Origin of the sequence: Pseudomonas sp. AU12215, assembly GCF_001675465.2 — a bacterium.
Lineage (GTDB): Bacteria > Pseudomonadota > Gammaproteobacteria > Pseudomonadales > Pseudomonadaceae > Pseudomonas > Pseudomonas nitroreducens.
Genome location: NZ_MACM02000160.1, coordinates 40,805 through 66,150, shown reverse-complemented (window position 1 = coordinate 66,150; position 25,346 = coordinate 40,805). Strand labels below are relative to the sequence as shown.

Annotated in this window: 23 protein-coding genes; 6 read left to right on the top strand and 17 right to left on the bottom strand. The window is 54.4% G+C overall.

Annotated features, from left to right (window positions below; translation table 11 throughout):
- Positions 1-2: 2 nt before the first annotated feature.
- Complete coding sequence (locus A9513_RS35820; RefSeq protein ID WP_141678520.1) at positions 3-392, bottom strand: hypothetical protein; 390 nt, start codon at positions 390-392, stop codon at positions 3-5.
- A complete protein-coding gene (locus A9513_RS25070) occupies positions 385-993 on the bottom strand; it encodes a hypothetical protein (RefSeq protein ID WP_065085863.1) in 609 nt (202 codons plus the stop codon). Before A9513_RS25070 ends, A9513_RS35820 begins: the two co-directional genes overlap by 8 nt.
- A gap of 249 nt (positions 994-1,242) precedes the next feature.
- Between A9513_RS25070 and A9513_RS25065 the strand changes: the two genes are divergently transcribed.
- Both A9513_RS25065 and A9513_RS25060 read left to right on the top strand, forming a co-directional pair.
- Positions 1,243-1,791 carry an Arc family DNA-binding protein gene (locus A9513_RS25065; RefSeq protein ID WP_065085862.1) on the top strand — a complete coding sequence of 183 codons (549 nt, stop codon included), beginning with the start codon at positions 1,243-1,245 and terminating at the stop codon, positions 1,789-1,791.
- 83 nt (positions 1,792-1,874) lie between these two features.
- A complete protein-coding gene (locus tag A9513_RS25060) occupies positions 1,875-2,453 on the top strand; it encodes a DUF6012 family protein (RefSeq protein WP_065085861.1) in 579 nt (192 codons plus the stop codon).
- Between the two features lie 56 nt (positions 2,454-2,509).
- Here A9513_RS25060 and A9513_RS36345 read toward each other — a convergent pair whose 3' ends face one another.
- Positions 2,510-2,944: a hypothetical protein gene (locus tag A9513_RS36345; RefSeq protein WP_065085860.1), complete on the bottom strand. Its 435-nt coding sequence runs from the start codon at positions 2,942-2,944 to the stop codon at positions 2,510-2,512.
- A gap of 324 nt (positions 2,945-3,268) precedes the next feature.
- Here A9513_RS36345 and A9513_RS25050 point away from each other — a divergent pair, with 324 nt between their 5' ends.
- Positions 3,269-4,153: an HDOD domain-containing protein gene (locus A9513_RS25050; RefSeq protein WP_176707283.1), complete on the top strand. Its 885-nt coding sequence runs from the start codon at positions 3,269-3,271 to the stop codon at positions 4,151-4,153.
- Between the two features lie 10 nt (positions 4,154-4,163).
- Here the strand turns inward: A9513_RS25050 and A9513_RS35815 are convergent, their stop codons facing one another.
- Together A9513_RS35815 and A9513_RS25040 are read right to left on the bottom strand one after the other, a co-directional pair.
- A complete protein-coding gene (locus A9513_RS35815) occupies positions 4,164-4,442 on the bottom strand; it encodes a hypothetical protein (protein WP_141678519.1) in 279 nt (92 codons plus the stop codon).
- A gap of 145 nt (positions 4,443-4,587) precedes the next feature.
- On the bottom strand, positions 4,588-6,021 hold the full coding sequence (locus A9513_RS25040) for an Ig-like domain-containing protein (protein WP_176707282.1): 1,434 nt from the start codon (positions 6,019-6,021) through the stop codon (positions 4,588-4,590).
- A gap of 343 nt (positions 6,022-6,364) precedes the next feature.
- Between A9513_RS25040 and A9513_RS35810 the strand changes: the two genes are divergently transcribed.
- Positions 6,365-6,805 (top strand): hypothetical protein, encoded by a 441-nt coding sequence (locus A9513_RS35810; RefSeq protein WP_141678518.1) that lies wholly within the window; start codon positions 6,365-6,367, stop codon positions 6,803-6,805.
- Positions 6,806-6,819: 14 nt separating this feature from the next.
- A complete protein-coding gene (locus A9513_RS25030) occupies positions 6,820-8,622 on the top strand; it encodes an ATP-binding protein (RefSeq protein ID WP_065085856.1) in 1,803 nt (600 codons plus the stop codon).
- A gap of 112 nt (positions 8,623-8,734) precedes the next feature.
- Here A9513_RS25030 and A9513_RS25025 read toward each other — a convergent pair whose 3' ends face one another.
- Positions 8,735-10,711, bottom strand: a complete 1,977-nt coding sequence (locus A9513_RS25025) for an Ig-like domain-containing protein (protein ID WP_141678517.1) — start codon at positions 10,709-10,711, stop codon at positions 8,735-8,737.
- Between the two features lie 443 nt (positions 10,712-11,154).
- Here A9513_RS25025 and A9513_RS25020 point away from each other — a divergent pair, with 443 nt between their 5' ends.
- Complete coding sequence (locus A9513_RS25020; protein WP_141678516.1) at positions 11,155-12,663, top strand: Ig-like domain-containing protein; 1,509 nt, start codon at positions 11,155-11,157, stop codon at positions 12,661-12,663.
- Between the two features lie 10 nt (positions 12,664-12,673).
- On the opposite strand, the gene A9513_RS25015 is transcribed toward A9513_RS25020, so the two are convergent.
- The 11 genes from A9513_RS25015 to A9513_RS24965 all read right to left on the bottom strand — a co-directional run bounded on the left by A9513_RS25015 (position 12,674) and on the right by A9513_RS24965 (position 24,086).
- Positions 12,674-12,997, bottom strand: a complete 324-nt coding sequence (locus A9513_RS25015) for a hypothetical protein (RefSeq protein WP_065085853.1) — start codon at positions 12,995-12,997, stop codon at positions 12,674-12,676.
- Positions 12,998-13,103: 106 nt separating this feature from the next.
- Positions 13,104-14,081: a restriction endonuclease gene (locus A9513_RS25010; RefSeq protein WP_065085852.1), complete on the bottom strand. Its 978-nt coding sequence runs from the start codon at positions 14,079-14,081 to the stop codon at positions 13,104-13,106.
- Between the two features lie 81 nt (positions 14,082-14,162).
- A complete protein-coding gene (locus A9513_RS25005) occupies positions 14,163-14,633 on the bottom strand; it encodes a cysteine peptidase family C39 domain-containing protein (RefSeq protein ID WP_083196211.1) in 471 nt (156 codons plus the stop codon).
- Positions 14,634-14,636: 3 nt separating this feature from the next.
- Positions 14,637-15,782 (bottom strand): hypothetical protein, encoded by a 1,146-nt coding sequence (locus A9513_RS25000; protein ID WP_065327861.1) that lies wholly within the window; start codon positions 15,780-15,782, stop codon positions 14,637-14,639.
- Between the two features lie 401 nt (positions 15,783-16,183).
- On the bottom strand, positions 16,184-16,858 hold the full coding sequence (locus A9513_RS24990) for a hypothetical protein (protein ID WP_083196210.1): 675 nt from the start codon (positions 16,856-16,858) through the stop codon (positions 16,184-16,186).
- Positions 16,859-16,984: 126 nt separating this feature from the next.
- Positions 16,985-18,808, bottom strand: coding sequence for an Ig-like domain-containing protein (locus A9513_RS35805; protein ID WP_141678515.1), 1,824 nt, complete (start codon positions 18,806-18,808; stop codon positions 16,985-16,987).
- A gap of 622 nt (positions 18,809-19,430) precedes the next feature.
- Positions 19,431-19,685, bottom strand: coding sequence for a hypothetical protein (locus tag A9513_RS24985; RefSeq protein WP_065085848.1), 255 nt, complete (start codon positions 19,683-19,685; stop codon positions 19,431-19,433).
- 179 nt (positions 19,686-19,864) lie between these two features.
- On the bottom strand, positions 19,865-20,128 hold the full coding sequence (locus A9513_RS24980; protein ID WP_065085847.1) for a hypothetical protein: 264 nt from the start codon (positions 20,126-20,128) through the stop codon (positions 19,865-19,867).
- 51 nt (positions 20,129-20,179) lie between these two features.
- A complete protein-coding gene (locus tag A9513_RS24975; protein WP_065085846.1) occupies positions 20,180-21,508 on the bottom strand; it encodes a hypothetical protein in 1,329 nt (442 codons plus the stop codon).
- Between the two features lie 4 nt (positions 21,509-21,512).
- Positions 21,513-22,949: a DUF6384 family protein gene (locus tag A9513_RS24970; protein ID WP_065085845.1), complete on the bottom strand. Its 1,437-nt coding sequence runs from the start codon at positions 22,947-22,949 to the stop codon at positions 21,513-21,515.
- Positions 22,950-24,086, bottom strand: a complete 1,137-nt coding sequence (locus A9513_RS24965; protein ID WP_065085844.1) for a merozoite surface protein 3b — start codon at positions 24,084-24,086, stop codon at positions 22,950-22,952.
- Positions 24,087-25,346 lie beyond the last annotated feature (1,260 nt).

The window sequence follows — 25,346 nt, the reverse complement described above, 5'->3', positions numbered from 1 at the left end:
CCTTAGGTGACACTAGGTCGTGGTTGCCTATCGCGCATTTGAAGTCCTATTGCTGCTGCCGCGTACCACACCGCACGCCTGGCTGCTGGACGAAAGTCTTCCTCGCCTTCTTGCGCACCTTCTTCGATCACTATCGAGTTTTGGTCTGTTGCAATCCAGCAGTGACGCTCATCGTCAAATCGGACCTCTAGTTTAAGTTCTACCAGGAGACGGAAGCTGTCGCCGTCGCTATCACGAGGATCCCAGGTGGCTCGATGAAAGACCGGATCAATGTCGATTCCAAAACGCGGATCGTGGAAATCGTCATCGTCAACAAAAGGACCTTCGAGCCCAATCGCTAGAGCGGCAAGCTCGACCAAGTCTTTTTGTGTCCGAAGTCGAATGTCAGTCATCGCCGCCACCTTCAAGATTGGCTGCATTTGCGCGGCGCAGAGAAAGATATCCCTCCAGGATCTGTTTGGTGTCGGGATCCTTAGAGTGTTCGATAAGGCGCTCCAGGTTCGATTCCGTGAGGGCGCACAGGAATCGACCCTTGAACTCGCCGGAAAGGATCTCGCCATCAACGGTGCCCGTTCTGCTGTTGATCCACATCGACACATACTCCGTCTTGAGTGATGCGCTCTCTGGAATCTGGCCATACTTTTTCAGAAGCGATGTTACCCGCTGAAGCTTCCGCTTTTGCTCCCGGTCTCGGTTAGATTCATCGATATCGGCGGCGACAGCTTTGATCTGGTTCTCAAGCACCCACAGGAGTCCGATTCCGATTGCCGTCGGTACCGGTGCAGCTATTGCAGCAACGACGATCCCCACGTCGACCATCCAGGACACTGTGCCCTTCACGCCATAGTAGGTCTTGGCCACAGTGCCTGTGATCTGGTTTGTCCTATTGAGGACAGCATCCTTTGCGCCAACCGCGGTGGCTTCGACCCGGCACGACACCTCGTTCCGAGCTCGATCTAATGCTCCAAGTGCACGACTGAATGTTTCCTTCATGGAACCGCATCCTTTTTGCTTTAGTGGTCCTGGAGGCTTGACCACCTCCCATAGAGACCAGGATTTTGCCACCTCGGTGATATATGCAACCGGCAATTAGGGACGTCTAAGGGGCCAGTTCAACTGCAATCAAGCTGCTCAATGCTTGAGCACGGGATGCCACGCTATTGAAGCCAAGTTTGTGGTAGCCAACCCGGTGCGCATCGTGTGCGACAATTGCTGCTTTCCACAGGCTCACAGGTTCGGCGGATGAGAGAGGTTTTAAACCCCATAGCACTACGGGCGTTGGCTGCTGCTCGCGCCTCAATGCCCCAGCGACCCATCTACAGGTCCAGGACTGCTGATAAATTCGTGATAAGGGCGTCGACCGAACTGCTCAAGGCCATGACTGAGCTTGGAAAGGTTCAGGGCCGGAGTGCCAACTCTGAAATTATCTGCGCTGTGCTGGAGTCTCTTGAGGGGCGTCGCAAGGCTAATGTCACTCGCAAGGTCTACGTGGCGTACCTCGGCGAGGAAATGGTTGCGCACTTGATGGGGGACGTTGCGTTCTTCAGTGAGGACCATATTCGTGGTGAGGCGAAAAGCGTTATTCGTCTGCCTGACGGCATAAGGGGAGCGGTAGCTAGAGAGGTTGATAGGCAGCGATCGGAGGGCGGTGAGCTACGGTCCATGCAGCTCTGGGTGCTAGATGCCTTGGTGTGGTGGATCAATACCCAGAGAGCAAACTACGCGATGCTTGGGGCGTGCGTATCGATGGATGCTGAAGAGTCTGCTGAATCCGAAGGCCTATTTCCGTGACCCTTTATCGGGGCAGATAGGGCGCTTGGTTTATGTGATTACTGGAATCCTCATGACTGCCATTGATTGTCAGAGGTTTCCCAATGCTCATCCATGTCACACCCAAAATCTATGCCGGCAGGAACAACCGATCCGTGGATGTCTCTCTTGTGGATCTCAAGATCCCCGAGTTCGGTTTGTCGTTGCGCGGCGGTGAACACCTTGCGGGTAGAAAGCCATATCCCAACAAGTTCTATACCGTGGCATGCCGAAAGCAGGGGCGGGAAGCGGTAGAAGGGCTGTTTTTCGAGGTTGGTGGACGCGTGAAGGACTTCACTGTAATCACTCGCTGGGCGCTACAGGCAGAAATGGTCGTCCAGCACGTGGTGAAATACCACGTTCTGGATGAAGACTTCGATACCGTTACCGACAGCATGGTTCTCTGGCATGGTAGGTGGCCTGAATCTGCCAAGGACTGCACGCCAGCGTCGCACCAGCCTCGGATGGATGTGTTTTCAGACAACGGTCGAAAAGGGGACTTCCACGATACCGTGAACTCCAGCGGTATCGTCCTGGAGCGACATGAGACGTTCCGCATTCCCACGATTGCGAAGGAACGTCTCGAGCGTCAAAACTCGTTGTCGAACCGGCTGCCGCACTTCGATAGCGCGATCAAGCTTTGATGCGTGGGAGGCGACAGGCCTTCTAGTCTGTCGCCTTCATCGGCCGTGATCCTTCATCACGCCGAAAGACCTTCTCGGTGTGCGCTACCGGTTTCTTCCTTCCACGCGGACACTTCTTCTCTGAAGCTCTGCCCCCGCCACAGCCAGGCATTTTGCGAAGGGGAATAGAAAGCCCCCTTCAGAATGCTAGAGTCTGACAGTTGAATGCTCACCGGAACGCTTTCCGGTGGATAGTCATCTGCGTCCTCAATATCTTCGATGGCCATCCACCCCTCCTGATCCGTCGCGAGCTGCTCCACCTTGCTGACTACGTCAGGGATCTCGAAATCGCGACCACTCATGCCAACAAGGCCGCAGATTGTGCGGATGCCCACCTCCCACCTGTCCTTCCGAACAAGTGCTCCATCCGCACGAAATTCATAGTCCTCGACCTTGGCGTCTCGGTACTCAGGTTTGCGAAAATCCAACTCTGTAACTGCCCGTCCGGCCATAAAATTACCCTTTTTGCACCCCAACATTCTGGTCGATTATCTCTGGTCTGGGTTTTCTGCAACGTGAGATCCGGCCCCGAACCTGGGTGGATTGGGCCGTCTCAGTTAACGATCTCGCCCGTCAATAGGCGAAATTCTTAAGAAAAGTGCTGAGCAGTCGGTTGCAGATTCTTAAAATAAGGGACAATGCAAGCTGCATCGAAGAAAGGGGTACTTTGGCTGCTTCTGGATCGTGTGTGCGGCCATAGCTAGCAGCCTGAGATTCATTGGCTGGTGTGTAGGGTGTTCCCCTGTGCGCTTAACCTTGCATCAAGGAATAGAATCGTGTCGAGGAAGCACAACCTCAGCCCAGTAGGGGAGGGCTATGGGGCTCAAATAAAGAGCCTGCCATTGTCCTTGGATGACGTCTCGGAACAGACTCTGCGAGCTTTACTGAAGGCCGTGGAGGACGACGAGGTTGCGCTGCCCACCTTGCCGGAAGTAGCGCTAAAAGTCAGAGAGGCGGCAGAGCTGCCCGATGTCACGATAGCCCGGCTTGCGGGGGTTATTGGGACGGACACTGCGCTCACCGCTAGGATGCTAAAGGTGGTGAATAGCCCGCTGCTGCGTTCGGGCTGGGAGATAACTGACCTACAAGCCGCAATCGGCCGTTTGGGCGTTATCTATACCAGCAATCTTGCCGTTGGCCTGGCAATGGAGCAGATGTTCCGTAGCAAGTCGAAAGCGCTCGACAAGAAGCTACGAGAGGTCTGGCGTAAGAGCCTGGTTGTGGCCGGTGTTTGCCATGCTATTTGTAAGCGACGGTCAGACTTGAGTGCTGACCAAGCGATTCTGGCAGGGCTAGTCCACATGATAGGTGTGCTTCCGATCCTCACCTATATCGATAAGCACAGCCTCCGCGTAAGCCCTGCTGAGCTTGACTACGTCATCAACCATGTCCACCCAGTTATAGGGCACAGGATTCTTGCCCAATGGGATTTCCCGGCTCAGTTGGCGGATGTTCCTAGCAGCTTCTCTGACCTAAGCAGAAGATCGGAACAGCTCGATTACGTGGATGTCGTTCAGGCCGCGTGTATCATTTCGAACCAGGGCAGCTCTGGACCATTTGGTGGTGTTGACTGGGAAACGAGTCATGCGTTGCTGGCGCTGGGCTTGAAACGAAGTGATGCGGGCCTGTACCTGGAAGAGGCATCAGTGCTCGCCGGCTAGCGAATACGGCTCAATCAAGGGGCTTTCTTTTGAGGGTGAGGAGGGGCTTACCCGTAGGTTTCTGTGGTGCCTGGCCCCTGGGCTTTTGACAGCGACAGTCATCGGTATTGCCCACTTGGTTGAGAGGCTTGCTCAGGATTTTGAATCCGGACTGGCGGAGCTCATCAAGGTGTACACGATCGTCGCTGCTCATAAAGCGTTCAATGCAAAAAAGCCCGGTGCCCTGGCAACTGGGGCACAGCGCTAAAACTGCAGGCTCATCGAGTTGAATTACGCGTTGCTTGGCCATCTAAAGTTCCTACTACAAGGACGGCTAGGCTTTTAGCAGGAAAGGGAGCTCCTAGCCAATTTCTTGGCTCTCGTCGAATTATGCTAGTCCCAGTCTGGGACAGATCGCTGCAGGAGTTGTAGACCTCCTGCAGCGCTGGTGCCTATCAGTTGCGTACTACTTTGCCAGTGGCAGCTGAGTGAACACTTTCGATTCCTTGAAGGCGCATTGCGTTTTTGGACACTGGCGTGTCATTCACCGGCCTGACGGTGATAATCACAGAGGCCTGCTCTGACCAGGCTCCCTCCACATCCCGCGCCCTGTAGGTGACTGTCGACGTGCCGTGCCAATCAGGGGCCGGCTCAAAGCGGAGCTTGTCGCCTTCAACGAACGCTGTCCCGTGATCGCTTTGGGCCTGTTTTTCCAGGGCGAAGGTGAAAACCTGGACGCTATCTATATCAGTTGCGATTAGGAGAACTTCTCCAGGCACATCTTCGTCGATGGTCAAATTTCTTGGCTGGGCAACGGGGGCGTCATTCACTGGGGTTACGGTGATGCTGATGGTCGCACTGTTTGACCAGGCTCCAGCGTCGTCTTTTGCCCGGTATGTGATTGAAGTAGAACCAGACCAGTTCGGCGCGGGCGTGAAGGTGAGGGCAGAGCCGGTTATGGAGGCGCTCCCGTTTGCGGGCTGTCCAATAACCTCAAACGTGAAGGAGCTGCTGTCGATATCACTCGCACTCAGGGTAAGGGTTGCAGGAGTATCTTCGAGAGTGGAAAGGCTCCGGTTCGCAACAACAGGTGGGTCGTTGACAGGGCGAACTACCACGGTGACCGTTGCCGGTGCCGACCATGCGCCAGCGCTGTCTTGGGCCCGGTAGGTGAGAGTAGTGGTTCCATACCAGTTCGCCGCGGGAGTGAAAGCTAGCGTTGCGCCGCTTAGGGTCACAGTCCCGTAAGCAGGATTCGGGGCTGAAATAATCTGGAAAATGGTCGGTGCCGGAGAGTCAATGTCAGTAGCTTGCAGCACCACGCTTCCATAAGAGTCTTCATCCAGGGTGAGACTCATGTCTGCGGCGACAGGCGCATCGTTTACTGGGTTAACAGTGATGGTAATCACTGCGGAATTGGAAACAGCGCCCTGGCTATCGGTCGCCTGATAGGTAAGAGAGGCTGTGCCATACCAGTTTGGCTTAGGTGTGAAGATCAGAGTGCTCCCAGAAATGTATGCCGATCCAGCCGCAGGCGCGGGCTGAGAGAGAAGGACAAACGTGTGGCTGTCGCCTGCGTCTGGGTCGTACACCGAAAGCGGAAAGCTGCCGGTGGTATCTTCATTCGTGCTGAAAGAAAGAGCGTATGCGGTTGGGGCTGTGTTTGCGGCAACGCAGGTGTCGCCGATCTTTGTCCAGGTGTTGTACGTGGAATTTTGACCGGGCGCCTTTAGCCTGGAACAGTATCCAGCCTCTTGCTGGTTGGCTACCCGTCCTTCGAAGTTCCAGATTTGATAGCCGGTTTGGCCGGCAGGACAAGATGCGAACTTGAGGTTATAGCATTTGACTTGGACGGTCCCCCCGTCAGCGAGGCCGGTCAACGGCACCATCAGCATTGAAATCAGTAGAGCCGCCGCGATGGCGAGTGACCCAAAGGTTGAGCCCGTTGTAGCCAGTCGCCTGGCCCGGCCTTTCGCAGTTCCGCTGGTCATAAATTTCCCCGCAAAGCAGTGGTGGTAAACATCTGTTCACTGGCAATTCTTGCGCATGCCGTAACGATGCAGGCCTTCGATCTGCACCCTCTTCTGGGCAGCAGTAGGGGCGGCACATTCACGGCATGGTTGCTTTTGATCAGCCAGAAAGTCTTCTGCACCTAAACGAGGGACGGATCACCTCCAACGCAAGGGCACGGGCCGGGATACTCCATGTGGTGGATCCTTGTGGAGTACATCTATGAACAATGGCCGTCACGTCGGTGCATCTCGCAGGCTGACACTACTGAAGCGATTTGCGCGTTCTCTTGACTTGCTTTTCCTGTATTCGGACCGTGCAAAGCGCTCTCGCCAGGCGGCGTCCGCGCTTGGAATTGAGAATGTCGAACTTATGTACGACGGTGGGCTTGAAGTGGGGACTGGCGCTCTTATTCACCAGTTCAACACTGGAGCTCCACCAGGTGAGGCTCCCTACCCAATTGTTGTCGGAGTTATCGAGGATGACGGTCACTTCGCAACCTTCAAAGCTACTTATATTCCTCAAGAAGATCTTCTGGTAGCGAGCTGGGGAAAAAGACCAAGAAAGCCGCAAGACTTATGGGTTCCTGTCGCTGAGTTCCCCAAGGCACTTCATCAAGCGATAGAGCTTTCAAAGCAAAAGTCTTGCGTGATCAACTTCTGAAAGTGAGTTTGTCAATGAGTAGCATTGAATCGGTTAGTGGCGAGCGTCGCCAGTTCACAATTCATCCCGCAGTAATTAAAACTTTAATCAATGAGCAGGCAGGGTCACTCAGCAAGGCATTCGCTGAACTGGTGATGAACGCTGTTGATGCTGGTGCAACCAGCGTTTGCATAGCCGCTGACCCCAAAGAGGGTACGTTCCAGATATCGGATAATGGGCGTGGCTTTAGATCGCGTGAAGAGATTGAGCAGTTCTTCGAATCATTTGGCACCCCACATGTCGAGGGAGATGCTGTATATGGGCGCTTTCGGATCGGCCGCGGCCAAGTCATGTCTTATGCAAAGACTGTCTGGAGAAGCGGGTACTTCGAAATGCACGTTGACTTGGAGAATGAAGAAACCTTCGGGTATCACCTGATAGAGCATGAGGTGTCTCATCCGGGATGTACTATCAGTGGTACGATTTATCCAGGGAAAAAGCATCTGATTGATGCGGAAATTCTTGCGGGGATCGTTGAGTGTAATTATCGATATCTCGGCGACTATGATTCATGCTTCAAGGAAATGATTAGGTTTGTCGCGGTTCCGATTACAGTGAACGGAATAGATGCGAATGAGCCACCTGCGGCCGGCAAGTGGAACATCGAGGATGAATATGCTTGGTATAAGTTTTCCCGTGAGGAGCAGGTGTTAAGCATATACAACCAAGGTGTGTTTGTTTGTGCAATTCCCGCCCGAAAATTCGGTGCCGGCGGTGTTGTGACTACAAAGAAACCCCTTCGCATTAACCTGGCGCGCAATAGCATTATCGAGCATCAATGCGACACCTGGCAGCACGTACGGAAGGTCATGGCTGAGCGATTTGAATTGCAAATGGGCAAGCTCAAGAAGCTTACTGATACAGAGGCAGCAGCGCTTCTTAAAGATCTGATTTTCACAGATAGAGTTTTTAGCAGTGAGACGCTGGGCAGCATTTGCAAGGCAAAGTTCATTCCTGATGTATTTGGCGAGGTTAAAGCGCCGAACGATTATCTAAGGGCCCAGCGATATACACTCTTTGATGGTGAGCACATGGCCATTGCTGAGCAGGTACAAAACAGCGGGATGGCGACCGTGGTTATGCCGCTTCTGTTGCATCGGGCAAAGGCGGACGTCACAGAGAAAAATACAGTCGCAGTAATTGCTAGACTCCGGGAGCGATTGGGATGGAGTCGAGATATTTCCTTTCACCCGTTCGATGATTATGTTCGGGAGTTGAGTAGCACATCGAATCTCCTCTCTGACGACGATCTAGATTCTGAGGAAAGGCTAGTTTTAAATGAGCTAAGGGATATAAATAAATCAGTAGCTATGCTCGTAATGAGCAATGGCGGCCGAGCCCGAAGACTGGTTGCAGGAGTGTCCGACTGCATGGAAGGCTGGACTGACGGGGCTTCATATATCGCTATCCATAGGCGTCTTTTGAAGGGTGTCAGAGGGGTCAATACACGTCGGCGTAGTCTGCGGCAGGGTGCTATCCGGGAGAAAGACAGGAGTGGTAGTCCAGCGAAGTTAGTGAATCTCCTCATTCACGAATATGCGCACGATGACAGCAGTTTAGGCGATCACCACCACAGTCGTGAATTTTATGTCAGATACCACGAGGCTACTATGCATCGTGAATACGGCAAGACAATCGACCAGCTCTTCCGTGGATACATAGCCGGTATTTCTAAGCTTCAGATCGTGCCATCGGGAGAGCACAGTGCTCACTTAAAAGTTCTGACAGGGCATGTGGACAAGCTTGCCAAGAAGGGCGGGGGTAAGGAAGAGGAATAGTTGGGTTGATCTAGTGATAAAGAGGGGGGCTTTGCCCCCTCTTTATTTTGCTTGCCACGCTACTGGATGTCTGTGATCCGCCACAATCTAAGACGCAAGGGCGGATAACTGACTAGTTTGAAACCTTTACATTCTGGGTTTTCGGCTTGCTTTCCAGTGTTGTTATGTGAATCGCCGTGGCTGGGGTTGGCTCATCATTAATAGGGCGCACTTTTACCGTTACCTGAGCGGGCAGCGACCAGGCGCCCTCAACATCACGAGCACGGTAGCTTAGCGTCGTAGATCCATTCCAGTTCGCAGCTGGTGTGAAATTGAGTTGATTGCCCTGGACCTGTGCCACGCCGGCATCTGTTGCTGCGTTACCCACGATCTCGAAGGAAAATGTTTGGACGCTGTCGATGTCGGTAGCTTGCAGGGGCACAGAACCCGGAGAGTCCTCATCGATTTCAAGAGTAAGGGGTTGTGCTACTGGCGGGTCATTTACCGGACTCACAGTAATGGTGATGGTAGCCACGTTAGACCAGGCCCCTGCATCATCCTTGGCCCTATACGTTAAGCTCGTAACCCCATTCCAATCAGATGCTGGTGTGAACGTCAGGGTGGAGCCAGAGACGCTGGCGACGCCATTGGCTGGGGGGCTGACGATTTCAAATATAAAGACGGAGCTGTCGACGTCGGCCGCAGTAAGGGTCAGCGTCGCCGAAGTATCTTCGGGCGTGATCAGGTTCCTGGCGCTTACGGCTGGGGCGTCATTGACTGGGCGAACAGTGATCGAGACTGTTGCCGGTGCCGACCAGGCTCCACTGCTGTCTTGGGCTCGGTAGGTCAAGCTCGTTGTGCCATTCCAGTTCTCCACAGGCGTGAAGGTCAGAGTACTTCCTACGATTGATGCGGAGCCATGTGCTGCGTTCGGTGGGGACACGATTTGAAAGACAGACGGACTGGGCGAGTCGATGTCTGTCGCCGACAGCGTTACAGATCCCGAAGTGTCTTCGTCGATAGTTAGGGATTTGTCGTGGGCTACTGGCGGGTCGTTGACCGGTGTCACGGTGATCGTGACGGTCGCAATGTTTGACGTAGCTCCCCTGGAGTCTGTCGCCCTGTAGGTGAGGCTGGTTACCCCATTCCAGTCCTGACGGGGTTTAAAAATGAGCTGGTTCCCTGCGATCACTGCCGATCCGTGTTGGGCGTCCGGCGCGGTGACAATCGTGTAGCTTGCGAAATCCCCTACGTCTGGATCTATCACGCTCAGAGGAATGGCGACCTGAGTATCCTCCAGAGTGGTTGCAGATCTATCGCTCACGATCGGGGCAGTGTTGTCGGGGAGGATGTTTACTGTGAGGTACTTTGTGAGGTTGATTTCGACAGCACATGGCTGAATCAGGGACCCAGGCGGGGCGGCGCCCAAAGCGTTACAGCCGATGCCTGGTGAGACAATTATCTGGTGTTCACCATAGGGGATTGGTTGAGGCGGGACAGTGATCATCTGGAACGTGTTCCAGTCAAGAATCTGCATTTCTTTCGTCATCATGTCGCGGTCGATAACGAATGTCCCGGTGTACGTGTTTACTGAAGAGAAGTTGGTGCAGGGGCTGTTTGTGTTGATGCGGCAGTCATGAGGCATGACCGGCGTCAGTGAGTTCGTGTCTGACTCGAAAATCTGGTTCGTAGTCCCACTTACAGTAATGCTCGAGGACTGCGACCAACCCATGGTCGTAAAGCCACGAATGAGCTTGCCGGCGACGTTTTCCTGATACTTCACAACCACCGAGATCGTTTCCCCTGGGCGAACGTTTGCCGTAGTACTGCCATCGGCAAAGGTCACACTGAGGTAGGTGGGCTCTACCGTGGTGGCGCCTCGAGCAACTTGTGCGACTAGGCCCAACAGCAGAAATACCGTAGGTAATAACATCACGTAATTAAGGAAAGCTTTGAGGTGCACGCGCAAGTGCAGGCGGCCGGCTTCTTTGGTGTGGCCATGTTGGAGATTAGATTTGCCAGTGAGTCTTGCACTTCGCAGGGCGGTTGCTGGATACCGCCACCAGGTAGCTAATGCCATATCTTTAAGGTCCCCTTCAGGGTTTTGCACTATCTGCCTCGCCTGACACGCGTCATTTGATGGGCAAGATAGAAATAGCCGAAGGGTCCTAAGCAAAGGGGGCAGTTCGCCCCAGGTTCAGGGACGAAAAAATGGCACCACAAGGTACGCCTGGCAGGAATCTGGCACGTATAGCATTTTTCAATGGCATTTATGCCACTTGGCTTTTGGCCTTTTCAGCTTTCTCGACTTCCTAGGTCGCTAGGACCTGGCTTTCTAGCCGATGGTATTTGTGGGCTGGGGAAAATAGGTCGAAGATTCTTCGAGCGAAGAAACAGCTAGTTCGATGCGGAATCTGGAGGATTTTTTCTCATCATGTCCCTGAAAGGGAGCTGATTGACCTGTAGTCGTAATGCATGCGCGTATGATTCTCATTAACATATAATGAGGGTCTTCCTGTGGGATTTTTAGGGCTGCACCTGCTTGGCAGGTTGATGAAGCTGTCGGTTTTACTTTCACTCGTGCTGTCAGCGCTAGCCATGCCATTGCAGTCGATGGCGGCTACAGAGTGCAGATACAACGGAACCGCCCCGTACACCTTTTTAGGTTGGACAGTTTTCTACAATGGCAGCTTGGGCGAAAGGACGATCATTTGGTGGGACGGTGTGAACGTCTACCTGGGGAGCGGTCAACAGACCTCAGTCCAAGCTGGCGGTCACACGTACACGATGGGGGACTATGTCGGCGAGACCGAGGATAGTGTTGCTACGAACGCGACCTTCTACGTATGCCGCGAGTCTTCTAATCAGCCTCCTTCAGTCGGCAATGTTGGGCTCACTGCACAGGAAGACACCTCAGCTTCCATAACGCTCACTGCCTCTGACCCAGACGCCGGCGATTACCATTCGTTCCGGATCGTCTCATCTCCAAGCGCATCGGCCGGTTCGGCGGTGATCAGTGGCGCGACACTGACATTTACCCCCAAAGCGAACTGGAACGGAACCACGTCACTGACCTACCAGGCCACCGATAGCAAGGGCGTGGTATCAAACGTTGCGACGGTGACTATCACCATTACGCCAGTCAACGATCCCCCGATAGCACTTCCACTCAGCCTGACGGTCGATGAGGACGCTGTAGGAAGCGTTGCACTCGGGGCAACTGATATCGATTCACCGATACCGACAATCTTTCAGATCGTGACTGCGCCAAACCCTGCATATGGCTCGGCGGTCATATCAGGCGGATCGTTGATTTTCACCCCGGCCGCGAACTGGAATGGCACAACCTCGCTGACCTATAGGGCCCAGGACAACAGCGGAGCTTGGTCTACTCCTGCCGTGTTGACGATCACGGTCAGAGCTATAAACGACCCTCCAACAGTCGTGAATCGTGTGCTGAGCTTGATGGAAGACAGCCAGGCTGTGCTTCTCTTGAGCGCAATCGATGTCGATAGCTCAACGTTTACTTATGAGTTAGTGGCCCAACCAGTAGTAGGCAGTGTCAGCATTTCTGGTGCACAGCTCTCGTACACGCCTCCCCAGGACTGGTCAGGTGACACGAGTCTGACGTACAGGGCCAGGGACGATTCTGGTGCTTGGTCCAATGTCGCCACCGTCAACATCACGGTGAGCCCGGTCAATGACCCGCCAGTTGCGATGCCACTGTCCCTGGTGATTGATGAGGACACCCGCGGAGTCGTTACTTTGCTGGCGACGGATATTGATAGTGCCCAATCCTTCGAGTACGAGTTGGTCGGTCTTCCAGGGGGAGCTGTCGATGTTTCCATTGAAGGCGACCAGCTCGCTGTCAAACCATTTCTCAACTGGAGTGGAAGCGTGTCAGTTGGCTATCGCGCCAAGGATCAAGGTGGCGAGTGGTCTTCCACTGCGCTTGTGGCTGTTACCGTGCGCCCGGTGAATGATGCCCCGGTGATTTATCTGCCAATGAGGATCAAATCCCGTGAGTCTGAATCGGTGTCCGTGAAAGGGCGCGTGCAGTAGCAAACGGCGATTACAGAAGTGGGACCGGTCCGGGCTCAGTAATATGAGCTCGGATTTCGCGAAGGGAAGGGGCCGGCTTGCCATCCTCATAGCGATACGTGGAGTCCAGGGATACCTCATCAACCTGAGTGACATCTGCTGCAGAAAAGTCTTTGCGGGCCTCTTCACCAAAATGGGCAATGTGCAATTCGAAGGCTTCTTCTGCGCTTCGAGCTGCATAGATGTCACTGTCACCGACCCAGTAAAGCTGCAGGGGCGTTCCCTGCAGCGGGCTGGACATCTTAGGCAGTCGCTGGTCTGCGCTGTGCTGGATGTCGGTTACGATGGCATGCATTTCAGACTCCTTCAGCCGCCTTGGCTGGCCACTCACATTCGTTGAAACTTTCGCTCAGCATTCGAGTACTGAGCGATGAACCAAGCCTGCCATTCTCCACTGGCGCTCAGATTTGCAAGTTAGATTCTACGGTCACATGGCGTGGAAGCTCGTCAATTCTTCGGGTGCCTCGGCACTTGGGGAATGAGGTGCAGCCAAAGAACACCCTGTCCTTGATCCCCCCATTTTGCCCCTTACCGAACCGAGGCGTCATAACACCGGTGCACCTTGGGCAGGTGACCAGTTTTGCAGCGTCATAAATCGAGATCGGCGTGTTCGGCACATTGAGAGCGGCGGTCGCGCTGGCCGGCGAATCAAGAGGGGATTGAGGGACGGGTAGGGGGATACTATCGTGTGCCACAGTCTGACCTGAGGGCGAAGCCTTAAACATCTGGGCGAGTGCGGAGCCGTCAATAAGCTCCATGCTGGTGCCTTTGGCGAATCGAACAGCATCTGCTGTGAAATTCCCTGACGTGACTACAAAACCACCTGCTGCGCCTCTGGCGGACATCACGCCATAGAGTTCTCGCACCACCTGCACACTGACTTTCAGAGCTTTCCATTGTTTGCACTGTACGAGAAACAACTCGCCGCCTTTGTGCATCACGAGGTCGATGCCCCCGTCAGCACCTTTCGCGGTTTCCGAGACGGAATATCCGCGCCTGCGAAAGGCCTCTCCTACCATCTGCTCGAACTGCTCCCAGCTGAGGTTTCTAATGGCCTGACCAGTTAGGGGAGCGGAGCCGATCTTGTTGAACCTACGAGCGCGTGCTTTTCTTTGGATCCAGCCAATCACGCCTCCCAGGATGAAGATTGGTGGAATGATGAACTGGCCTATATGTGCCGCGATGGTTGCAAAATGAATAGCAAGCGTGTCGGCCAGGTGACCAGCATCGAAGGTTTTCATCACGGGGAACTCCTCGCCCCCGAAGAAGCGAAGAGTCGCAAACGTTACGCCAGCGATGATCAGATTCGCCCAGAGCGGGATCTTGATAGCAATATTCAGCAGATCATCGAGAAAGGATGTTTTGCGGCGGCGGGCCATGTGGGTCTCCTGAAAAACTGATTGATGCATGATGGAGACTCGGATCGAAAAGGGGCGCCCTATTGGCGCCCTTATCCGGTGCTAACCGGGCAGGATCCGGATGAAGTATCCAAATGGCTCGAACGCGTCGAAGGGCCAGCCTGATTCTCCGGCCGGGGGCTTCATGTAGCTCAATTGCGCAATATCAGGATCATGGATCACTACCTGAAACTCGGAATGGGGCTCTGTGACCACCCAATGCCAAGAGTTCTTTCTCCCATTGGCAACCTTCAAGATGCAAAGGCTATCCTCTGGGTGGTGCTCCCAGCCCCGCCAACGCTTCATCTCACAGCTAATGCCGTGCTCCCTAAGTCCGCTCATTAACTCGGAGAAATTGCTCGAGAAAGCGGGTTTGTTTCCTCTCTTTACCCCAAATCCCAGGCGCTGGAAGGTGTTTCTGGCTATGGGGTAGTTCGTGGCAGCAATCATTGCCAGGCATGCAACACCACAGCCGTGAGTATCTTCTTGTTGAACGGTCGCGACCTTTAGGTTGTGGAGTGATCTGCGGCGCATGGTTCAGATCTCGTTGCTAGTGGACAGGTACAAAGGCTGGTAGCCCGGCAGCTTGACGAGCATGTTGTCTCGATCCACTTGCAAACCACTTCCCTCGAAAAGGTCCGCGACCCAAAGAACCGATGAGTCGAACAGTTTCTTAGCCGATTCGCGGGCGCTCTTCACCAAACCGGACTCGTGGTATGCGATCCGCTCATCGCTTGCACACAGGAAAAGAACAGTGCGGCGTGGATGGCACATTTGATAGGCCTGGCTGAATTCGTGGGCCGCTTCTACTGGCGAGAGGCCGGTGTATCCGCGAGCCTCCATAGGTGTGGTAGCAGCAGTTGTTGCCCGGTAGGTGTCGTACTGTCTTTCAAGGGCTTCGCGCGCAATCCAGAAGCTTCTTTCGTTTGCTGAAAGCCAGTCGATTGCTTGGGGGGCGTCATGTGGGAGGTCATAGGCGTCTAGTAATGCCTCGAGGACATAGAAGCCCTGAGGAATTGAATTTATCGCTGACATGGTAAGAGCAAGCGGTGCCCAGTCAGGTTTTCCAGCGGCCCTTCGTGTCTGCTGTCCGTCCGAGACATAGAATCCGAACTGGTCAGCCTTTGCTTTGGAGTACTCAAAAGTCTGCTGACCAACCAGGTGTTTTTCGCCGCGGGCCTGGGGCATCAGGTTGTGATTGGTGTCCTGCCAGTGCTGCGCCACATCGTGACCAGGCCCGGAGTGACTTCGACGAGTCGCGAGTCCAGTCCCCAGCACGAACATTGCGCTCGGGAGGAGGAACAGGATGTAGATGACCCCCATGGCCCTTCTAGCAAGGGAAGCGAATTCTTCTTGCGATAGTTCTACGGTTTCCCACTCAGAGCATGTGACGCTAGGCAGAAGGCTCTGATCTGCCTCAAGCTGCATGGAGCTGGAAAAGCCTTTGCATTGCTCTGACTTCACACGCCCTTGCGCAGATGGGCTACCAAGTGACTGCAAGTAGGAGGTGGCTTCGGTCAGCAGTTTGGAAGGTGCAAGCTCCGGAGCGATGCTGCTTCCAAGCAGGATCAAGAGTCCCAGTAAAAGGCCTGGGACGAGAGTTGTGGTCAGGAAAGCGAACCTGAGTGCCCAGGTCAGTGTGGAAAATCGAAATGCTGTATACCGCTTTTGTAAGGTGCTCATGGCGTCTCTGCTCCATCTAGAGACCGCCATCCTCACATCGCGAGGTCGTGAGGGGACTGGGTATCTGCCCCGTCAACAGGGGCGGTTGAGCCAAGCCAGACCTTATGATGATTAGGGAGCAGAAAGTGCCGCGCTAAGGAGTTCCTCTGGGGAGAGGTTTGCTCCGAGAGCGTCAATGACACCAGGGTTGAAGGTGATGGCCACGCCTCGAGGAAGAGCCTGCACCATACTGGCGATCGGCGCTGGGGCTTGGGAACCATTTACCCGAAGCATTCTCTGCAAGAGGCTTCTCGCCTGGCTTAGTACCTGTTCGTGGTTGGACGCGGTGGTCAAAATCTGGACGCGGTTCTTCTGCATCGTTGCCTCAGCGATCTTAGGGCCAAAAGGCCGCATTCTGGTTCCTAGAAATTTACCTTGTAGCCGGCCTCTTTGGCTGCTGCTTCCAAGTGCTGGAGGTGATCCGTTGCCTCAGCTGCTTCGCCGTATGTTGGCCATTTGGACCCCGTAAGCTTTTCTGAGAGGGCGTTGGCCAGCATCTCTCTGATCTGAGTGTCCACCTCACCAAATTCCTGGATCTTCTTGTCGATTCCCGCCGGACACATCAAGGCGACTATTTGGGGTTGGGTTAGCCGAATGCCGGTAACAGACTCAAGCTCATCCACCGCGTCGCCAAGGAGGGCGCGATTGAGCGTGACGTTGGGCGAGGTGGTTACGAGGTGTTTTTGAAGGTGCTCCCGGCGGCGTGAGGTTCCGCTGGAAAGCTCAGCCGAGAGTGTGATTTTCCTCGCCTGTATGGCCCGAGGAAGGCGCCCAGAGAGCTTGTGGGCGTAACGCCGGGCCAGTTCGTACTCGAATGGATAGAGGCCGAAGCCATTGGCTTTGCGAAAGGCTTCCACGTCTACATACAGGAAGCCCTTGGTCCGAGCTTCCGCCTTCAAGCTATCTGAAAAAACAGAGCGGCCTTTGCCAGTTGTCCCGACTATGTGGGTGGTAACAAGAGAGTCGATCGAGGTCTCGATTTTTTCACCGCCCTGTGTGACAAACCGCATGCTGGCTGAATTTGCGAAGGGATGCATTGGCGTTCTCAGCTGTCTGATGATTGATGTCTACCTTGGGGTGACATGCTAACAATGAATTGGCGGTCCGCAACCGCCAGTGGGGGTGGGAAGCGGGAAGGGCTAGCGGGGCCAGCCCATTCCATATTACTGAGCAACTCGGAGCCGGAGTGTGGCCCGCTTGTTCTCGATCGTCTTAAGCTTTATGGGGGGAGCTACAAGCGATGGCGCATCATTTATGCTGCCGACCATTACAGGAACACTTATCTCCGCCGAGTATGTTCCGTTCGCATAAACGGCTTGATATTTGAAGTTTGTAGTGCCGTACCAGTTAGGTGCTGGAATGAACACGAACCTATCTCCGCTGATGCTTATTTTTCCGGCGGCAGTAGGAACATTGCTTGTGATCCTGAAATTATAGTTTGGCCCGGCTCCGGGTATAAGAACGGTTGTCTGGGTGTCTTCTTTCGTATCTACGGAGGGAGGCTGTATGACTTCGATGTACACCTTAGCCATTGTCGTTAGGAACGGAGAGGTTAGTTGTCTGAGGTGAGACCTGAAAGACGCTTTGCCCGTCCATCCAGGGTTTGGTTTGAATAGTGCAACGCCACCATATGGAACAGCGGCCCCACCAACTACATCGAACATGGCTGCTGGGCCGAAAAGATCTGCAGTGTTAGTGGTGTCAAAGAAAATCGTGGTGTACTCAGTATCTGCGGGTATGTACAGGTACAGATCCTTAGCTACTGGATAGGGCTCGGGGGCTAACTGGCTGCTCACTGTAATGCTTGCGGTAGCAATGTTAGAGACCTTACCCGTGCTGTCCTTTACCCGATACTGGATTGAGACGGGGCCTGTAAAGTCGTACGGCGGGGTCCAGAGGAACCAGTCTTGCGTACCTGGATAGCCAGCAACTGACGAGCTCACCAGCTCCCAGCCCACGATGCTGTTGCCGTCTGGTGAATAAGCGACGTCAGATGGCCAGAAGGTAAAACTCTGGTTCTTGTAAAGGGTGCGGCTGAAGTCATGCGCAACGGGAGGGGACTCCATCGACTTTACGGTAATTGGGACCGTGTAGTCTGCAGAAGCACCGCCGCTTTGGTAGTTAGCACGATATTTAACTGTTGTGGTGCCAAACCAGTTCGCTTTAGGTGTGAACGTGAGTGTGCCGCCGCTGATAGTAGCTGTGCCATTTGGAGACTGAGCAGTGACGACATAGGTATAGCCGGAAGTCGGGCCAAGGCTTACCGATTTTGCAGCATTTTCGTTTGTATCAATGGAGATATTCGGGGCGACGTAGATCGATGCTGTGGCTGTTGTAGTTGATGCGGTATTCGGATAATTCGCATCACCGTTAATGCAGTAGTACTGATAAGAATCTGCGCCGGTATAGCCAGTTGTTGGGTTGTAGACCATGGCCATGCCCCAGAAAGCGGCTGTGCCGTGTTGCGGCTGAGTCGCCGGAGGTGCATTTAGATTTGTAGTGAACCCATTGGTACATACCGCGCCCCCTAATCCTTGAGTGTTCTTCTGGGTGTAAATGAACACATTGCCGGCTTTAGGATGGCCAGCAGGGTTTAATGCATTTGCAATGGTTACATTGAATCTGACAATCGGAGATTTCTCTCCATTCTGATCGACGCCCCTGAGCTGGTATGTGGTTACCCCGCTGGCTCCCAGTACCTTCGGTCTAAAAAATATTGCGCCGAAGTTAGCCTCAACAATACCAATGCTAGGCTGAGAAATAATCTCGACGGTCTGGACTTTGCCACCATCAGGATCCTTAAACATGAGTTCGATGTTATCCATCGTCTCTTGGAACCGGTAAATGTTGACATTAACGTCGTACCCGACGGTCGAATACGGCGCTGCCGCAAATGCTTGGTTACCAAGCACTACAGCAACAATGACCATAAGGGCCTTTAGCACAGTCGACCTGACGACCGTCGACATTTTGCGGGTTGTTTTCATTTGGCACCTCGGTGAAAAGCATGTGGGGTGTCGTTGATTGTCTGATCGATGCAGGGCGAGTGAATTTGGGATCGCTGTCTTGGGCATCGAGGAGAGAGGTCTGACCGGCAGAAGCGCTTCTTCAACGCTTGGATCTTCTCAAGTGGGACATGCAAAAATGCATCTATTCGCCCCTGTGACTGGGCCAGTTCCAGGCAAAAATGTATTAAGTGGTGCGTCAGCAGCCGCGGGAGCTTGCGGTTTCCTATTCGGTGGCAGAGTGCATGGAGAGGTTTGACCCACCGATAGGGACGAATACGGCTTATGCGTACAACACAGGGCGTGAAGATAGAGGGAAGGGCGGGAGTGAGTTCTCCGCTGGTTACTTCAAGGGAGCTGAAAATGGAAAGCTGGGAGAAGGGGCCTCAATTCACCGTAGAAGGGCTTTCAATCAGAGTACTTTGCGCACACGGAGAGGATCCGGTAACGGCCGTATCTGCTAAGGAGGGGCGTTTCTACTACGCAGAAAAGGTGCAAGGCCTGCCTGCTGATGTCCTGGACCCAGGTCATGATTGGCTTACGAGATTCCTGGAGCGTGCTAAGCGCAAGAAGCTGCAGCAGGAAGAATTCCTCGGACGTCAGGCTAATGGACTCCAGCGGTTAGCGCTGGCTCGATAAGCCAGCGCCATAGGCCGACCATGTTGGTGATACTGAAACAAACCTGCATCGATAACATCCACCACGCGCGGATGTGAATCGCAAATCCTGAAAGCAGGACGTTGCTGATCGAAAACCCCACCCAGCCGTAGCTGGACACCGGGGTATTTGATGCAATCAGCGCGGCACCAATAATCCCCGCCACGGCGCCTACCCCTTCCATCACTCGAATCAAATTCATCGCCAAGGGCTCCCATCCGTATAGGACGATTCTCACGCCAATGGGATATAGGAGGCTGGCAATTGGGCCCAGAGAAGGGGATGGCCCGCCGCCTCACACGAGACTTGCTTTGAGTGAGGAGGCGAACCTGGTCGTGGTGTTTAAAGAAGAGGCCTGGCTAGCCGCGGCTTGTGTTCGGGTTAGTGAGTAGGCGGCGACAGTTTTATTGCGCGGCGGCGCTCTAGGCGCCATAGCAGCCGTCCAAGCAACCAGTTGAGGAGGGCACCTGCAGACAACGCGATCGCTGCCACTAGCAGAAGCTGGGCAAGGCGATTCAGGATTGGGGATTCCGACAGACCTAGGAAGAAACCGATTTCCTCCTGGTATAGCCAGGAGACGGACAACAGCGCCGAGAAAAGGATCACGCACATGGAGCGTGACAGGAATTCGATCAGTTTGATCATTGTGGTCTCGCAAAAGTGCCGCCGGCGAACCGGCGGCTATGGTTCAGGGCCTTAGAAACTATCGGAGGTTGAGAAGCCACCGCCGCCGAAACTGCTCGAGCTAGAGAATCCGCCACCACCGAAACCCGAAGAGCCAGAGCTGAAACCGCCTCCGCCAAAAGTATCTTCGTCAGGGATACGGCTGGCAGAACTTTCGACTTTGCTTGTCACAGAGCTCGACGACAAACTGCCTGCCATGTAGCCGATCAGGAGGCTGTCGAGGTCCAGTGAGTCGGAATACCGATATTTCGAGCTGTTGTAACTCGAGGTTTTGAGTTTCCTTTCGATGTCTTTAGCACGCTCGTACTGCCGAGATTGAGCCTCGCGCTCTTCTCGCAGCTTAGGTATAGCGTCACGAACCTTCCGTAGTTCCTCATACAGATTTCGGGCGCTGATAGCGTAGGCGTCATCAGCTGGGTTCTCAGTTTTCCGGCAAAGCTCTACCAGCTCGGAAATGGACTTCTGTTGTAGTGCGCCGACCATGAGGTCGTGTGCTTTACGGTGGTAGACGTCCGTTTTAGCAGAGAACTGATCGAGCTGCTGGTGGATGGAGTTTGCCTTCTCTTTAAGGTCGGCGATCAGCTGCTCTTTGGTTTCAATCTCTTTTTCGAGGTCGACCAACTTGAAGCGTTCGGCTGCATCCTGGCGCTGCTTAGCTACCTCCGTTTCACGAGCTTGGACTTCAGAAATGAGGTCGTCCATTTGCTGCTGGTTAGCGGTGGCCAGGGCGAGAAGAGTGTCGTAATTGGACTTGTTGCGGAGATAGTTGATGCGGCCAGCTACCCAGCGATCGAGGAAAAGAGAAACCTTGCTGCCCGCGTATTCTTGCGTACCGAAGCGTTGACGCTCCAGGTAGAGGAATAGCTTGCTGGATCTGAAGGCTGGAAGCTTGTGCTCAACTTCGGCCTTGATCTCAGCGTACGAGGGGGTCCCCAAGGTCGCAGCCAATTGAGCGTCGTCACGAGCGTTCACCGCGGCACGAAAAGCTTCATCGGCGCCCAGCGCCTTAAGCATCTCGCCCTCGATATCGTCGGATTTGTTTTTAAGAGCCTGGTGAGTGGAGATGGTTTGGCCTATCTCAGCTTCAACACGGGCGAGATTCTCTTGCAGATGCACGATTGCACTCTGCCGGGTAGCCAATGTGGTTCTAACCTCGTGGTTCAGCAGATTGCTGTCACCGAGTTGAATCGCGGCGATTTTGCTGAGCTGATCAAGGATCTGTTGCTCCAACTTCAACTCATCGGAAGTCGCCTGGGTCAGTGCTCTATCAGAAGCACGGAAGGTGCTTTCGAATTTGCGGGTGTTGTCCTGAACCCGCTGAATAACTGTACTTGCCTTCATTGGGTCACCATTCCAGGATCATGTTGTGAGACGGGTGGGCGCGATCGCTGTAGCTGATCTCGAAGGTTCGGTCTGCCTTTGAGCCCATGTCCCTCTGGTCAACCTTTCCATCAGCCTGCTTGTCGGCCTTGACTCGTTGGTACTCATCCGAAGGCACGCGGAGGCCAAAATACTTCACCTCGCGGGTCTGCCCGCTTTCTGAGCTGGTGATCTTCAAAGGCACGACGCGGCCAGTTGGATCGACTGCCTCGACTATCAAGTACCAAGCCTTTCCCTGTCCGGAAGAGGCGCCGTTCTGAATTCGCTCAGCCCCAGATTTGATCCCGGTCCGATCGACAATTCGCAGCTGGAAAGGGGTAAGTGCGTAGGACTTCATTGCCTCAAGCTCATCAATGACGCTCTCGGCACCGCGGATATCAAGCCCTTTGATAGCTTCTCTCGCCCTGTCAGCAGTGAGGTTGACCAGGCCGTAATCAGACTTGCTTCGCAGCTTCATTGCGTTGAAATCAGCGATCACTTGGTCAAGGTGCGACTCGGTAGCTTGTACACGCGCGCTGTCGCTAAGGAGCCTGGTCAGAGCAGCTACAGCTTTCCGAGCTGCTTGGAGGTCCGACTCCGTGCTTGCTTGATTGATCAGTCGTTCTGCTTCAGCCGCGGCCTTGGGAAGCGTTGGGTAACGACCCTTCATCGACTGATAGTCGGAACCAGCAACTGTCGTTGAGAGGTCTTCGTTTGCGCTAATGAGCGCGATCGCAGAGTTGAGGTCTTCTTTGGCAGAGTTGATTCGGTTGTACGCCTTGTCTAGACGTGCCGATTGGGAATCGAGCGTTTGCTGGTTCTCTTGCCGGGATTCGTAGCTAATGCTCTTGAGAGGCTCAATTACATTCAGCTGTTCAGCCTCGGCTGCTGATGCACGAGCTCTGAGCAGCATGCGGTTGGCAGCTGGGAGCTTCGCTTCGGCCAGCGAGCTTGCCAGCCTGGTGATCCTTACTTGGACATCCAGGATCTCAAGAGTGAGGTCTGCGCTGCTGCTCTTAAGAGTTGACGCAGTATCGAAAAGGGAAGCTACCACACCCTCCTGGTGCGTTTTGAATGCATACGACCCCAGACTGAAGCTCACAACACAAAAGAGGCATCCCAAGATCGCCCTTGGCACCCATACGCGACGCGATATGACAAGTGCTGCCCAAGTCCGCGAGAACATACCGAGCTTCGGGGCATCAAACATCAGACGCTTGGAGAAGTACTCTTTGACGCCCTTATCCAGAACGTCGCTGCTTACCTCGATGTTTTTGCTCTGGTAGTAGTCGCTCAGCCGGCGCACGACTTCTGCGCGGCGTTCTGGGAGATTCAGAAGGTCTTGCACAAGCAGCTGGCGATGTCGCAGTTCATCCACGACCCCCATTGCTCCCATTTGTTCGGAGAGAGTGATGCTGCCCATTTACTGCCCCTTGGCTACCAGTGCTGTGAAGCGGCGCTTTGCGGTCTCAGTTGCATCGGCGATCTCGTTTGCTGCAGCGGTCGACTCCTTCCGAAGCTCGTCGATGAGGCTGAGGCTGCTTTCCTGGAAGGCGACAACGGCATCTGCCAGTGCCTTCACAGACTCTACCTTCAGCGTGGAGCCATAGCCCGATCGCAAGGCCTGGTTGAGTTGGTCGGTACCAGTGGTGGCTAGGGCCTCAAGGGACTTGCCCATTCCGTCCTTCATTGCCTCCAGGGTATTGGTGGCCTCAGCTAGACCGCTGTTCGAGGTGAAGGCCGCGGCCAGCCCCGAGAAAACAGTTTCGTTTGTACTGAAGAAGGAAATGGAGCGCTGGCGGAGGCGCTCTTTGACTGTCTGTGCCTGCTGGAGGCGAGCGAAGACGACTTCTGCGGTGTTGTAGCCAACCTTCAAGTCATCCGCGATGTCCTTGATGATCTGGTAGGACTCGTCTTCCTGCTGCACTGCACGAAGGGCTTCATCACGCTTCAACTCAAGAGCGCTACGTGCAGCTTGGTCATCCCCAGTGGCGTCTGCTACCGCTGCACTTGCGGCTTCCAGGTCAGCTTTGCGCTGATTGAGGGCATCAGTAGCAGCCGAAAGAACCTGCTGTGCCTCAACTTCTGCACTTTTCAGCGCCATACGGAAATCTTGGTAGGCGCCCAGGATAGCGGCTTCGATCTCAAGCTGTTCCCCACAGGACTTCACGACCTCCAGATACGACTGGTGGATTTTGTTGAAGCGGTCTGGAATCGAACCACGGCTGAGCTTCATCCAGTTGAGCTTCAGCTTTTCGGTGAAGTCCAGCTTGCCGTCGGCCATCCACAGCGCCATTTCGGCAGCGTCGTCGCGAATGGAGTTGAAGCTGGTGGTGATTTCTGCGAAGCGAGTGGAAATCTCCATCCCCTGGATTTTCTCGCGGATGACCGCGTTGAAGGCAGAGGATTGCTGCAGAGTTGCGGCGATAGATGCGACCTTGTTGAGGTCGTACTTGGCGACTTTGTCCAACAGCTTAAGCACCGGTGCTTCTTGGACTTCAGGCTGGAAGAGAATGCCAACAGTGCGAAGCGTGCTTACAGCGCGATCGAGGTAGTTCATTCGAAACCCTTGGGATGACGTGGTTAGGGAAGGCGACTTTTCAGTGCACCCTGATCCTCCCATAGAGTTGGAATATGCAAGTCCCGCATTAGCGCCCCGCAGTGGGGCCAATTGATGGTCTGTACGCCCGCAGCGACCAATTGAGAGAAATGGGTCTGTAGGCAGCAGGTATTTGCCCCCGCTACCGGGCCGGATTCGCCCCCGAGCCAGGCGCGATATAGAAGAGACTGTTTCGAGATGTCCTGCAGGATGGCGCGGCTTCCGCAGAGCTCCGACCCACCAACACCCGCAGGCGGAAGATCATTTGCAAAGGACTTTCGGGCATGAAGAACATATGGGCCGTAGCTGCAACCGTTATCGGGTTCGCAGTCGCGACTAGCACTTATGTGGAGGCAAATGCAGGGCCAGCCGCTTCAGGGGTGAGGGCCTCGGCTGAGACTACATCTCAGGAAAGTGCTCCTGGGCCGCAAGCTCCGGTAAAAATCACAGACGTGCGCCGGTATATGTCGCAGTTCCGCCAGCTTTTACCAGGAGAAAAACGCCTTCTGCTGCCAATCAAACAGTGGAAAGTTTCTGATGATGGGACAGGATTCGATATCTGTGGCGGGGCTATCACAAGGGGTGGCGAATGCGAGGTTGGCGGTTTTCTATCCGCAAGCCGCACCATCCCATTCGTGTCCCCAGCCGAAGCTGTGACGGCCGCGGATCCGAAAGCCAAGCTCGTAGAAATTGAGCGAGAGAAGAGGTACCTCCGACTCATCTTCACGATTGATCCTGCATCAAAGGCCACGACGTCCTCGCTGCCAAGCGGGAGTGGCATTTCCTATGGCGGAGCTTTCCCCAATGCAGGATCGATACCTGAAGAGCCAGGCAGCGCAATCGAACAGATTGCGAGCTTCCTGACCTGGTTGGTTCCGCTAGGGACTCTGGGAGTGCTGGTCTCATGGCTAGTGTGGAGCTCCGGTCCAGCACCTTCATCTTCCCGCATGGTGAGTACAAGCTCTCAGCATTCATCCAGTCAGCGGCCCCAGCCTGTACCTCACCTCGAGCAGGTTATTGGCCAGGCTTCTTCGCCTCCCCTCCAGCTAGAGCCAGAGCCGATTGAGCCTCGCAGGCCGGGTTACCGAAAGGTGGTCTTGGACTGACCAATTCCGGCGCAACGAAGGTACTTCGCCTCTCAATTGGCTACCTCGTAAGGGGCAGATGAGCTCCCTCGCGAGCCCCAAAAAAAGAACAATGAGACATCCCTGGGCTTTGTGC

Bases quoted from the DNA above. Each gene is read 5' to 3' on its own strand.
- A9513_RS35820 (WP_141678520.1), bottom strand. From the start codon at position 392: ATGACTGACATTCGACTTCGGACACAAAAAGACTTGGTCGAGCTTGCC.
- A9513_RS25070 (WP_065085863.1), bottom strand. From the start codon at position 993: ATGAAGGAAACATTCAGTCGTGCACTTGGAGCATTAGATCGAGCTCGG.
- A9513_RS25065 (WP_065085862.1), top strand. From the start codon at position 1,243: ATGAGAGAGGTTTTAAACCCCATAGCACTACGGGCGTTGGCTGCTGCT.
- A9513_RS25060 (WP_065085861.1), top strand. From the start codon at position 1,875: ATGCTCATCCATGTCACACCCAAAATCTATGCCGGCAGGAACAACCGA.
- A9513_RS36345 (WP_065085860.1), bottom strand. From the start codon at position 2,944: ATGGCCGGACGGGCAGTTACAGAGTTGGATTTTCGCAAACCTGAGTAC.
- A9513_RS35815 (WP_141678519.1), bottom strand. From the start codon at position 4,442: ATGGCCAAGCAACGCGTAATTCAACTCGATGAGCCTGCAGTTTTAGCG.
- A9513_RS25040 (WP_176707282.1), bottom strand. From the start codon at position 6,021: ATGGTGCCGTTGACCGGCCTCGCTGACGGGGGGACCGTCCAAGTCAAA.
- A9513_RS35810 (WP_141678518.1), top strand. From the start codon at position 6,365: ATGAACAATGGCCGTCACGTCGGTGCATCTCGCAGGCTGACACTACTG.
- A9513_RS25030 (WP_065085856.1), top strand. From the start codon at position 6,820: ATGAGTAGCATTGAATCGGTTAGTGGCGAGCGTCGCCAGTTCACAATT.
- A9513_RS25020 (WP_141678516.1), top strand. From the start codon at position 11,155: ATGAAGCTGTCGGTTTTACTTTCACTCGTGCTGTCAGCGCTAGCCATG.
- A9513_RS25015 (WP_065085853.1), bottom strand. From the start codon at position 12,997: ATGCATGCCATCGTAACCGACATCCAGCACAGCGCAGACCAGCGACTG.
- A9513_RS25010 (WP_065085852.1), bottom strand. From the start codon at position 14,081: ATGGCCCGCCGCCGCAAAACATCCTTTCTCGATGATCTGCTGAATATT.
- A9513_RS25005 (WP_083196211.1), bottom strand. From the start codon at position 14,633: ATGCGCCGCAGATCACTCCACAACCTAAAGGTCGCGACCGTTCAACAA.
- A9513_RS25000 (WP_065327861.1), bottom strand. From the start codon at position 15,782: ATGAGCACCTTACAAAAGCGGTATACAGCATTTCGATTTTCCACACTG.
- A9513_RS24990 (WP_083196210.1), bottom strand. From the start codon at position 16,858: ATGCATCCCTTCGCAAATTCAGCCAGCATGCGGTTTGTCACACAGGGC.
- A9513_RS35805 (WP_141678515.1), bottom strand. From the start codon at position 18,808: ATGAAAACAACCCGCAAAATGTCGACGGTCGTCAGGTCGACTGTGCTA.
- A9513_RS24985 (WP_065085848.1), bottom strand. From the start codon at position 19,685: ATGAATTTGATTCGAGTGATGGAAGGGGTAGGCGCCGTGGCGGGGATT.
- A9513_RS24980 (WP_065085847.1), bottom strand. From the start codon at position 20,128: ATGATCAAACTGATCGAATTCCTGTCACGCTCCATGTGCGTGATCCTT.
- A9513_RS24975 (WP_065085846.1), bottom strand. From the start codon at position 21,508: ATGAAGGCAAGTACAGTTATTCAGCGGGTTCAGGACAACACCCGCAAA.
- A9513_RS24970 (WP_065085845.1), bottom strand. From the start codon at position 22,949: ATGGGCAGCATCACTCTCTCCGAACAAATGGGAGCAATGGGGGTCGTG.
- A9513_RS24965 (WP_065085844.1), bottom strand. From the start codon at position 24,086: ATGAACTACCTCGATCGCGCTGTAAGCACGCTTCGCACTGTTGGCATT.